8 protein-coding genes, 1 other RNA gene and 1 pseudogene are annotated in these 10,377 nt (G+C 72.5%); 1 reads left to right on the plus strand and 9 read right to left on the minus strand.

All coding sequences use genetic code 11. The features are described from left to right. Positions 1 to 41: 41 nt before the first annotated feature. The 7 genes from ACQRUO_RS35935 to ftsE all read right to left on the minus strand — a co-directional run bounded on the left by ACQRUO_RS35935 (position 42) and on the right by ftsE (position 8,095). On the minus strand, positions 42 to 2,384 hold the full coding sequence (locus ACQRUO_RS35935; RefSeq protein ID WP_428320371.1) for a HelD family protein: 2,343 nt from the start codon (positions 2,382 to 2,384) through the stop codon (positions 42 to 44). Between the two features lie 214 nt (positions 2,385 to 2,598). Further along, positions 2,599 to 2,970: a transfer-messenger RNA gene (gene ssrA / locus ACQRUO_RS35940) on the minus strand. A 111-nt stretch (positions 2,971 to 3,081) separates the two neighbouring features. After that, complete coding sequence (locus ACQRUO_RS35945; protein ID WP_428320372.1) at positions 3,082 to 4,407, minus strand: alpha/beta hydrolase; 1,326 nt, start codon at positions 4,405 to 4,407, stop codon at positions 3,082 to 3,084. 131 nt (positions 4,408 to 4,538) lie between these two features. Next, on the minus strand, positions 4,539 to 5,015 hold the full coding sequence (smpB, locus tag ACQRUO_RS35950) for an SsrA-binding protein SmpB (RefSeq protein ID WP_428320373.1): 477 nt from the start codon (positions 5,013 to 5,015) through the stop codon (positions 4,539 to 4,541). 60 nt (positions 5,016 to 5,075) lie between these two features. Next, positions 5,076 to 6,257 carry a S41 family peptidase gene (locus tag ACQRUO_RS35955; protein ID WP_428320374.1) on the minus strand — a complete coding sequence of 394 codons (1,182 nt, stop codon included), beginning with the start codon at positions 6,255 to 6,257 and terminating at the stop codon, positions 5,076 to 5,078. A 173-nt stretch (positions 6,258 to 6,430) separates the two neighbouring features. Then, positions 6,431 to 7,342, minus strand: a complete 912-nt coding sequence (gene ftsX / locus ACQRUO_RS35960) for a permease-like cell division protein FtsX (protein WP_428320375.1) — start codon at positions 7,340 to 7,342, stop codon at positions 6,431 to 6,433. A gap of 63 nt (positions 7,343 to 7,405) precedes the next feature. Next, on the minus strand, positions 7,406 to 8,095 hold the full coding sequence (ftsE, locus tag ACQRUO_RS35965; protein WP_428320376.1) for a cell division ATP-binding protein FtsE: 690 nt from the start codon (positions 8,093 to 8,095) through the stop codon (positions 7,406 to 7,408). A 504-nt stretch (positions 8,096 to 8,599) separates the two neighbouring features. On the opposite strand from ftsE, the gene ACQRUO_RS35970 reads away from it, so the two are divergent. Further along, positions 8,600 to 8,791 (plus strand): hypothetical protein, encoded by a 192-nt coding sequence (locus ACQRUO_RS35970; protein ID WP_428320377.1) that lies wholly within the window; start codon positions 8,600 to 8,602, stop codon positions 8,789 to 8,791. Positions 8,792 to 8,958: 167 nt separating this feature from the next. Here the strand turns inward: ACQRUO_RS35970 and prfB are convergent, their stop codons facing one another. Together prfB and ACQRUO_RS35980 are read right to left on the minus strand one after the other, a co-directional pair. Then, positions 8,959 to 10,068 (minus strand): peptide chain release factor 2, encoded by a 1,110-nt coding sequence (gene prfB, locus ACQRUO_RS35975; protein ID WP_428320378.1) that lies wholly within the window; start codon positions 10,066 to 10,068, stop codon positions 8,959 to 8,961. Between the two features lie 9 nt (positions 10,069 to 10,077). After that, positions 10,078 to 10,377, minus strand: a pseudogene (locus tag ACQRUO_RS35980) (hypothetical protein); the annotation flags it as partial.

A 10,377-nucleotide genomic window follows, 5' to 3' on the forward strand; every position in this document is an offset into this window, starting at 1 on the left:
CGCGCGCGCCGGGTGCCGGCGCGCGCGGCGGGCCGCACGGGTCAGCGCAACAGCGCCGGGACGCCCGCGCTGTCCGGCAGGTCGTCCGGCCCGCTGAGCACGGTGAGCTGCTGGGTGGCCCGGGTCAGCGCCACGTAGAGCACCCGCAGCCCGGCCTCCGACTCGCCGGCGATCCCGGTCGGGTCGGCCACCACCGTGGCGTCGTACTCCAGCCCCTTGGCCTCCAGGCTGCCCAGCGCCACCACCCGCTCGCCCAGATCCGCGATCCACCCGGCCGCCTCGGCCCGGCGGTCCATCGGGACCACCACCGCCACCGTGCCGTCCACCTCGCCGAGCAACCGGACCAGTTCCGCCCGGGCCGCGGCCCCGAAGGCCGCCGGCTCGGCCGCCGCGACGGCCGCGAAGCGCGGCTCGACGCCGGTGGAGCGCACCGCGCTGGGCGCCGGGGTGCCCGGTGCGGCCAGCGCCAGCACCTTCGCCGCCACCTCGGCGATCTCGGCCGGGTTGCGGTAGTTGACGGTCAGCGTGTGGCGGCGGCGCGGCTTGCCGGCCAGTACCTCGTCCAGCGCCGCCTGCGCCTCCTCCGGGAAGGGCCAGGAGCTCTGCGCCGGGTCGCCGACGATGGTCCAGGTCGCCGAGCGGGAGCGGCGGCCGATCATCCGCCACTGCATCGGGGTCAGGTCCTGGGCCTCGTCCACGATCACGTGCGCGTACTCGGTGCGCTCCACCGGCAGCCGCTCGCGCTGCCGGGACGTCCGGTCGGCGTAGGTGGTCACCTCGTCCAGGCCGGTCAGCAGGTCCACCGCGTCGACCTCGCGCACCTTGGGCCGGGCCGGCTCGCCGAGCAGCTGCTGCAGCTCGTCGATCAGCGCCACGTCGTGCGCCGAGAGCGGGCCCTCGCCGCGGCGGCCCAGGTGCTGCCAGGAGCGGGCGAGCAGCCGGCCCTCCTCCGGCGTCACCGCGCGCCGGGCGATCCGGTTGAGGTGCTTGCCGGAGCGCAGCGTGCCGAGCACCAGGCGCGGGTTCAGCGCCGGCCACCAGGCCTGCAGGAAGTCCAGGAACGGCGCCTCGTCGGAGACGTACTCGTCGAAGGCCTCCTTCTCCTCCTGGCGCTGCTCGCGGGCGAAGTGGTCGGTCGGCCGGGGCAGGTGCCGGGTGGCCTCCACCCAGAGCGCGTCCAGCAGCAGCCGGCGGGCCCGCGGGCGCAGCAGGTTGAGCGGGGTGCCGCCGCTGCCCACCACGTTGCCGCGCACCGCGCGCAGCCGGGCCGCGTCCAGCCGCAGCACCTCGCCGCGGGCCACCACCTTCAGCTCGGTCGGCGCGTCCTGCTCCAGCGCGGCCCGGGCCGCGCGGCGCAGCAGCTGGACCATCCGGGCCGAGCCCTTGACCCGGGCCGTCTCCGGGGTGTCGTAGCGCTCCGCCTCGATGCCGTCCACCAGGCTGCCGATCGCCCGGATCGCCACCTGGCCCTCCTCACCGAGCGAGGGCAGCACGCCCTCGGTGTAGGAGACCAGCAGCGCGGTCGGGCTGACCACCAGGATCCCGCCCGCGTAGCGGCGGCGGTCCTGGTAGAGCAGGAAGGCGGCCCGGTGCAGGGCGACCGCGGTCTTGCCGGTGCCGGGGCCGCCGGTGACCAGGGTGGCGCCGGCGGCGGGCGCCCGGATCACCTCGTCCTGCTCCTTCTGGATCGAGGAGACGATGTCGCGCATGGTGTGGCTGCGGGCCCGGCCGAGCGAGGCCATCAGGGCGCCGTCGCCGATCACGGCGAGCTCCTCGCCGTCCAGCACCGGGGTGAGGTCGGGGCGCAGCAGGTCGTCCTCGACGCCGATCACCTTGCGGCCCTTGGAGCGGATCACCCGGCGGCGCAGCACCCGGCCCGGCTCCAGCGGGGTGGCCCGGTAGAAGGGGGCGGCGGCCGGGGCCCGCCAGTCGATCACCAGCGGGCCGAACTCGGCGTCCAGCACCCCGAGCCGGCCGATGTGCAGGGTCTGCGCGACGTTCTGGTCGCCCGGGTCGAGCGGGGTGAAGGAGGGGATGCCGTGCTCTTCGGGGGCGTCGGCCTGCTGCAGGTCGATCCGGCCGAACAGGAAGTCCTCGAACTCGTTGTTGAGCCGGTTCAGGTGTGCACCGGCCCGGTAGACCTGGGCGTCCCGCTCGGCGAGCGCACCGGGGGTGCCGACCTGCACCCGCTTCACCGCGTCCTCCAGGACGTACTCCGCCTCGGCCAGCTTCTCCTCCAGCCGCCGGTAGACGGTGTCGAGGTGCCGTTGCTCACCGGCGATCTCGCGCTCGCGCAGTCCCTCGGCGGTGGCCGTGGTGCGGTCGGCGGCGGCCGGGCCGGGTTCGGTGGTTGCGGCAGCGTGCTGCCTGCCGTGCGCGCCCAAGGAGTCCCCTGTCGTACGTCTGCGGGTGTGGGATTCGGCCGCCGTCCAAAGTCGGCGGACGGACGATCCTACTCCCGCAGCCCGGACGGGCACAGCCGGGCGGCACGCTTTCCGGGGCCGCGGGGCCGGTGAAAGCCCGGCGGCCGGCGGAGCACCCGTCGGAAAACACGAAGGCCGCCCTCCGGAACGGAAGGCGGCCTGCATGCACATGGGATGGTGGAGATGCCGGGAATCGAACCCGGGTCCAGTGGAGTGGATTCAGGACTTCTCCGAGCGCAGTCCGCTGTGCTTTTCTCGGCCCTGGCAGTCACGCGGACAAGCCGCCAACAGGCCCAGCTACTGTTTGATGTCCCGCCCACCCCCGCAGCCGGGGTGGACAGTTGAGTTCCCTAGATTATGCCAGGGTCCGGGTCGGGAACTCCCCGGTCTGACACCTCACGTGGTCGCTGCTCAGGCAGCGAGGGCGAGGGTATCGCGCTTGATGTTGGCGATTATTTTTTTGCGGCCCGTGGTTATCGAGATCATTGCCGCGTTCCTCGGCTCGCTTCTCCTGTTTCGACTTCCCCTGTCGAAACCGATCATCCCCATGTTTTTTTGACAAACACCACTTTTCGAGAAGCACCGCCCGGGCCGGCACGAGTCCCGTCCGGTGATGCTCGGACCATGGTACGCGCAGCGTCCGGGGCGGTCCAGCCGATTACGCCGCCGGCGCGGCCGCGCCGCCCTGGGCGCCCTGCAGGTCGGCCGGGTCGGCGGCCGGCTTGCCGACGTGCGGGCCCGGCAGCGCCAGCTGCTGGGAGAGCCAGGGCAGCGCGTTGGCGAACGCGGTGGCGGCGAACTGCCAGACGTGCTTGCCCGGCTCGACCGTCTGCTGGCACTTGATCCCGTCCTTGCGGGCGGCCGCGGCCAGCTGCTTGCCCTGCTCGATGTGGGCGCCCTCCTGGTCGCCGCTCTCGAACCAGCCGGAGACGCCCCGGTACTTGGCGTGGTGCGCCAGCACGGTCAGCGGGTCGTGGGCCGCCCAGGCGGACGCGTCGCCGCCGTAGAGCTTGTCGATGGTCTGCTGCTTGTCGCCGGTGTTCGGCCCGATGTCGCCGGAGATGTCCTCGAAGTGGGTGAAGACCTGCGGGTGCTCCACGGCCAGGTCGACCGCGCAGGTGCCGCCCATCGACCAGCCGACCACGCCCCACTTGCGCGGGTCGGTGGCCGTGCCGAAGGTCTTCTCGACGTACGGCGGTATGTCCTTCACCAGGTGCTCCTCGGCCTGGCCGGCCGGGCCGTCCACGCACTCGGTGTCGACCTTGAAGCCGCCGGTCGCGTCGGTGAAGACCAGCACCGGCGCGTAGCCGCCGTGCTGGGCGGCGTAGGCGTCGGCGGTCTGCACCGCGTTGCCGGCCCGCACCCAGTTGTCGGGGGCCGCGAACTCGCCGCCGATCATCTCCAGCACCGGCAGCTTGGGCCGGGTCTTGCTGCGGAACCAGGCCGGCGGCAGGTAGACCAGCTCCTGGCGGTGCGTGAAGCCGCTGGCGGTGTCCGGTATGTCGACCTGGACGATCCGCCCGGTGCTGGTCTTGCCGGTCAGCGAGCCGAGCTGGTCGAGCGTCACCTGCTGCGGCAGCGGCGCGCCGGAGAGCTCGCCGATCGCGTCGTCCAGGGTCGGGAAGTACCCGGTGGAGGCGTTCAGCGCGTTGGCCGCGGCGACCACCGCGAGCAGCGCGGCCAGCGGCGCCAGCGCCCGGCGCCACCAGCGCGCGGTGCGCCAGCCAGCCGCCAGCACCGCGAGCGCGAGGACGGCGGCGCCCAGCCAGAGCCAGAGCGCGAGCGGCAGCGGATCGGTGATGCCGCCCACGGTGACCGCGAGCACGCCGGCCAGCGCCGTCACGGCGACCGCGGCACCCAGCGCCACGGGGGCCCGGCGCAGCCGCCAACGGCGGTCCCGCCAGCCGACCGCGACCAGCACCGCGGCACCGGCCGCGAGCTGGACGGTCCACGGGAACCAGCCGTCCAACAGGGAGACGTTCATGGTGGGATCGTACTGGGGCAATCTGTGCGATCAGGGCCGTGACCAGGGACGATCACGGAGTTGGGACGAAGCTGCGACGAAACGTCCACGCCCCGGGAACGGGTGTGCCGGAGCCGGGCCCCGCGCGGCGGTCAGCCCTGCCGGCGCCGGGCGGCGGCCACCGCGCGGGCGGTCTCCCGGGTGTCCTGCTTCTCGCGCAGGGTCTGCCGCTTGTCGTAGAGCTTCTTGCCGACCGCGAGCGCGAGTTCGAGCTTGACCCGGCCGTCCTTGAAGTACAGGGAGAGCGGCACCAGGGTGTGCCCGGTCTCCTTGGTCTTCGCCTCCAGCTTGCGGATCTCCATCTTGTGCAGCAGCAGCTTGCGCTTGCGCCGCGCCGAGTGGTTGGTCCACGTCCCCTGGGTGTACTCGGGGATGAAGACGTTGTCGATCCACACCTCGCCGCCCTGGGTGTAGGCGTAGCCGTCGACCAGGTTGGCCCGGCCCTCGCGCAGCGACTTCACCTCGGTGCCGGTGAGCACCATCCCGCACTCGTAGGTGTCGAGGATGGTGTACTCGTGTCGCGCCTTCTTGTTCTGCGCGATCAGCTTCTTTCCCGTTTCCTTTGCCATAGCACCGGCCATTCTCGCACCTCACCACCCGGCCGGGCAGCCGCTTTACGGGCGGCGCGGTCAGCGGGACGGTGCGGGCGACGCAGTCGGCGGGGCGGTGCCGGCGCCGAGCCCGCCGAGCACCCGCAGGGCGAGCGCCTCCGCGTCCGCCGGCTCGGCGGCGAGCACGTCGGGGAGCAGGCCGGTGCCGTCCGCGGACCGCCCGGCGGGGGTGAACCAGCGGCCCACGGTGCGCTCCAGGACCGAGCCGTCGGCCAGCCGGCTGGGCTGCTGCACGGTGCCCTTGCCGAAGGTCCGGCCGCCCACCAGCACGGCCCGGCAGCGGTCCTGCAGCGCGCCGGCCAGCAGTTCGGCGGCGCTCATCGTGCCGCCGTCCACCAGCACCACCAGCGGGGTGCGGCCGTCGCCGCCGGCCGTCGCGGTCAACTCCCGCCGCTCGTCGCCGACCTGGTAGGAGGCGACCGGGCCGCCGTCCAGGAAGACCGAGGCGGTGGCGACCGCCTCGGTCAGCAGGCCGCCGGAGTTGCCGCGCAGGTCGAGCACCACGCCGCGCTCCGGCGCCTGCCGCACCGCCGCGGCGATCCGCGCGCCGACCCCGCTGGTGAAGGCCCGCGCGGTGATCCACAGCACCCCCGGCACCGGGTGGTCGACCGCCACGTCCTCGGCGGTCAGCAGCACCCGGCGCAGGGTCAACTCGCGCGGCGGCCCGGCGCCGCGCTGCACCGTGAGCCGCACCGGGGAGCCGGGTCCGGCCGGGTGCCCACCACCGGCGGGACCGTCCGCGCGGCCGCGCAGCAGGGCCACCACCTCGGTCACCGGCAGCCGGTCCACCGGCCCGCCGTCCACCGCGAGCAGCCGGTCGCCCACCGCGATCCCGGCCGCCGCGGCCGGTGAGCCGGGCGGCAGCTCACCGACCACGGTCGCGCCGTCCTCGGTCCGGTCGACGAAGAGCCCGACGCCGAGGTACTCGCCGGCCAGGCCCTGGGCGAACGCGGCGTAGTCCTGCGGGCTGTAGTAGGCGGCCCAGCGGTCGCCGCCGGCCGCGACCAGGCGTTCGGCCTGCGCCGGGGTGAGCCCCGACAGGTCCGGCAGGCCGCCCACCGCGTCGGCGGCGGCCCGCCGCAGTTGGGCGGCCGGCGGGGTGCCGCCCCAGGCACCGGCCGCGGCACCGCTGAGCAGCACCGCGCCGAACACCAGGCCGAGGGTGGCCCCGTGGCGCGCGCGCCGCGCGGTTGCGGTCATGGCCCGGAGTGTAGGCGCCCGCTGCGCCCGGCGGCCGCAGAACGCCCCAAGCCCGCCCGGGCGGCCGTCCGGAGCCGGCGCGCCGCCCGGAAACGCCGCAGGTCCGGCCCCGAGCGGGGGCCGGACCTGCGAGCGGTGCGCGCGGACGGCGCGCCGGAACCACGGGTGGTGCGTCAGACCTTCAGGTACTTGCGCAGGGTCAGGAAGGCCGCCACCGCCGCCATGGCCATACCGGCCACGATCAGCAGCGGGATCACCTGGAGCACCGAGGAGAGCCCGATGAAGTGGATGAACTGCACCTTCTTGGCCAGCCAGCTCTGCACGCCCCAGTTGCCGAGCAGCAGCAGCCCGGAGGCCAGCACCGCGCCCAGCAGGGCCGCGAAGGCCGCCTCCGCGATGAACGGCATCTGCACGTAGAAGTTGGAGGCGCCGACCAATCGCATGATCCCGGTTTCTCGTCGTCGGCTGAAGGCCGAGACGCGGACCGTGTTGACGATCAGCAACAGGGCGACCGAGAGCATCAGCACCATGATCACGAAGGCCGCCGTCTGCAGACCGTTGAGCAACCCGAAGAGGTTGTCCAGGATCTGCCGTTCGTCCTCGACCGAGCGCACCCCCGGATGGCCGGCGAAGGCGGACTGGATCACGTCGTACCGGGTGGGGTCACTGAGCTTGACCCGCCAGGAGGACGGGATGGCGTCGGCACCGAGGACGGAGACCAGGGCGTTGTCCGGGTTCATGTCCTTCCAGTGCTTGTAGGCCTCCGCCTGGCTCTCGAAGGTCGAGCTCTGGACCAGCGGCTGCATCTTGTCCAGGCCGGCCTTGACGTCGTCGATCTGGTCCTGGGTGGCCGCACCGTTGGCGCACTGCGGGGCGGTCTTGGCGTCCGCCTTGGTGCAGAAGTAGATACTGACCTCGACCTTGTCGTACCAGTACCCCTTCATGGAGTTGACCTGGTCACGGACCAGGAGACTGGCTCCGGCGAGGGCGAGCGAGAGCGCGACGCTGACCACGACCGCGATGGTCATGGTCAGGTTGCGGCGGAGGCCGACACCGATCTCCGACAGGATGAACTGGGCGCGCATGGGGTTTCTTCTACTCCAAGATCAACAAGGACGACTCGGGCGACGGCGGTGGCGGGCAGCCGGCTAGTGCTGGTACCCGTAGACGCCGCGGGCCTGGTCGCGGACCAGCAGCCCCTTGTCGAGCTCGATCACGCGCTTGCGCATCTGGTCGACGATGGCCTGGTCGTGGGTGGCCATCAGCACCGTCGTCCCGGTGCGGTTGATCCGGTCCAGCAGCTTCATGATGCCGACCGAGTTCTGCGGGTCCAGGTTTCCGGTCGGCTCGTCCGCGATCAGCAGCATCGGGCGGTTGACGAAGGCCCGGGCGATCGCCACGCGCTGCTGCTCACCACCGGAGAGCTCGCCGGGCATCCGGTCCTCCTTGCCGCCGAGGCCGACCAGGTCGAGCACCTCGGGCACCACCTTGTTGATGGCGCTCTTCGGCTTGCCGATGACCTCCAGCGCGAACGCCACGTTCTGCGCCACGGTCTTGTTCGGCAGCAGGCGGAAGTCCTGGAAGACCGTGCCCAGTTGACGCCGCATGTGCGGCACCTTCCAGTTGGACAGCTTGCCCAGGTCCTTGCCGAGCACGTGCACCGAGCCGGTGCTCGGGCGCTCCTCGCGCAGGCAGAGGCGCAGGAAGGTGGACTTGCCCGAGCCGGACGAGCCGACCAGGAAGACGAACTCGCCCTTCTCGATCTCCAGCGAGACCTCCGACAGGGCGGGGCGGTTCTGCTTGGGATAGGTCTTGGAAACGTTGTCGAATCTGATCACGGCTGCATCACGGAGGCCATCCTAGGCGGAACGGCGGACGGCTCCGACAACTTCCGTGACCCGATCGTTACTTCAGGGCAGCAGAGCATGCCGGGTGCGCCGTTCCTGGGTCGGATCCCGCGCCCCGGGAACCGACGGGGGCGGGCGGCTGGAGCGGGCGGGCCGCTCCCTTGGCCAGGGACCCTACGCGACCACTCGAGCGCCGCGCAGGCCGGGCCGGGGAAAGGCCCGGGTGAATTGATCAGGTTTATGGGGGAATGCCGGGAATGTTGCGAGCCATTTCACAGCCGCGTCCGGGACTCGTGCGGCCGATGGCGCTGATGTGATGATTGGGGCGCCGAGGTCCGCACCCGGTTTTCCGGCCCGGGCGCCGGATGCCGCGGAACCTGGCACAGTAGAGGCAAACCGCACAGTCGCGGTCCGCGCCGATCCCCCGCCCGGGGCAGGTACGGGAACCATCCGGCCGCCCGGTGCGTTGGCTGTAGCAGGCAAGGAGGAGATCGCATGACGTGCGACCATCTGGTGTGCGCCAACTGCGCCGGCCGCGTGAGCGAGGGCCGCTGCCCGGTCTGCCGTGCCGAGCGCGCCCGGCTGCAACAGCAGCAGGGGCCGCTCACGCTCACCCCGGCCACGCTGCTCGCCCTGCTCACCGCGCTGCTCGCGGTCGCGGTGATCTGCCGGCAGGCGCTGGCGTAGCACCCACGAACAGAACGGCGAAGGGCCCCGGACACTGTCCGGGGCCCTTCTGACCGTCTGCGGCTTACCGCTCAGCTCTACTGCGCGGTCTCGCGCTGCTTGCGCCAGCGGATGCCGGCCTCGATGCTGTGCCGATCGTTCATCTCGGCCGGCAGCTCGGCTGTCGCTTACTGCGCGGTCTCGCGCTGCTTGCGCCAACGGATGCCGGCCTCGATGAAACCGTCGATGTCGCCGTCCAGCACCGCCTGCGGGTTGCCGACCTCGAACTCGGTGCGCAGGTCCTTGACCATCTGGTACGGGTGCAGCACGTAGGAGCGCATCTGGTTGCCCCAGGAGCTGCCCGCGTCCTTCAGCGCGTCCATCGCGGCCTTCTCCTCCTGGCGGCGCCGCTCCAGCAGCTTGGCCTGGAGCACGTTCATCGCGGAGGCCTTGTTCTGGATCTGCGAGCGCTCGTTCTGGCAGGAGACCACGATGCCGGTCGGCAGGTGGGTGATCCGGACCGCCGAGTCGGTGGTGTTGACGCCCTGGCCACCGGGGCCGGAGGCGCGGTAGACGTCGATCCGCAGCTCGCCCTCGTCGATGTCCACGTGGTCGCTCTGCTCGACGACCGGGAGCACCTCGACACCGGCGAACGAGGTCTGCCGGCGGCCCTGGTTGTCGAACGGCGAGATCCGCACCAGGCGGTGGGTGCCCTGCTCGACCGAGAGGGTGCCGTAGGCGTAGGGCGACTTCACGGTGAAGGTCGCGGACTTGATCCCGGCCTCCTCGGCGTACGAGGTGTCGTACACCTCGGTCGGGTAGCCGTGCCGCTCGGCCCAGCGCAGGTACATCCGCATCAGCTGCTCGGCGAAGTCGGCGGCGTCCACGCCACCGGCCTCGGCGCGGATGTTCACCAGCGCCTCGCGGGCGTCGTACTCGCCGGAGAGCAGGGTGCGCACCTCCAGCTCCTCGACCGCCTTCTTGACCGAGACCAGCTCGCCCTCGGCCTCGGCGAAGGTGTCGGCGTCGTCCTCGGCCGCGGCGAGCTCGAACAGCACGCCCAGGTCCTCGACCCGGTTGCGCAGGGTCGAGACCTTGCGCAGCTCACCCTGCAGGAAGGAGAGCCGGCTGGTGACCTTCTGCGCGTTCGCGACGTCGTCCCAGAGGGACGGGGCGGCTGCCTCCTCCTCCAGGCGTGCGATGTCGGCCCGGATCTTGTCCAGGTCGAGGACGGCCTCGATCGACCCCATGGTCGTTTCGAGGTTCTTGAGCTCTTCGGAAGGATCGACGGCTGCCACGCCACAAGCCTAATGGTTGGCGCGGGTAACCAGGACCGGCCGGTAGCCCTTCGCGTTCCCGGCGGCCTGATCCGGGCCCCACCCGGCGCCCGCCGGGCCCGCCACGCCCACCACGCCCACCACGCCCACGATGCCCGCCCGAGCCGCCGGGCCCGCCGCGTGCGAGCGGGCGTGCGGCGGTCCGTCGGAGGCGAAGGCGCTCACCGCGGCCACCGCGCCGGCCAGCAGCAGCACCACGGCGAGCAGCACCGCGAGCAGCCGGCGCCGGCGCACCAGGGCCGAGCGGCGCCCGCCGCGGTGGGCGGGCGC

Source organism: Kitasatospora sp. LaBMicrA B282 (assembly GCF_050325825.1).
GTDB lineage: Bacteria > Actinomycetota > Actinomycetes > Streptomycetales > Streptomycetaceae > Kitasatospora.

Coding starts and splice junctions, on each gene's coding strand:
- ACQRUO_RS35945 (WP_428320372.1), bottom strand. CDS start 4,407: ATGAACGTCTCCCTGTTGGACGGCTGGTTCCCGTGGACCGTCCAGCTC.
- smpB (WP_428320373.1), bottom strand. CDS start 5,015: ATGGCAAAGGAAACGGGAAAGAAGCTGATCGCGCAGAACAAGAAGGCG.
- ACQRUO_RS35955 (WP_428320374.1), bottom strand. CDS start 6,257: ATGACCGCAACCGCGCGGCGCGCGCGCCACGGGGCCACCCTCGGCCTG.
- ftsX (WP_428320375.1), bottom strand. CDS start 7,342: ATGCGCGCCCAGTTCATCCTGTCGGAGATCGGTGTCGGCCTCCGCCGC.
- ACQRUO_RS35970 (WP_428320377.1), top strand. CDS start 8,600: ATGACGTGCGACCATCTGGTGTGCGCCAACTGCGCCGGCCGCGTGAGC.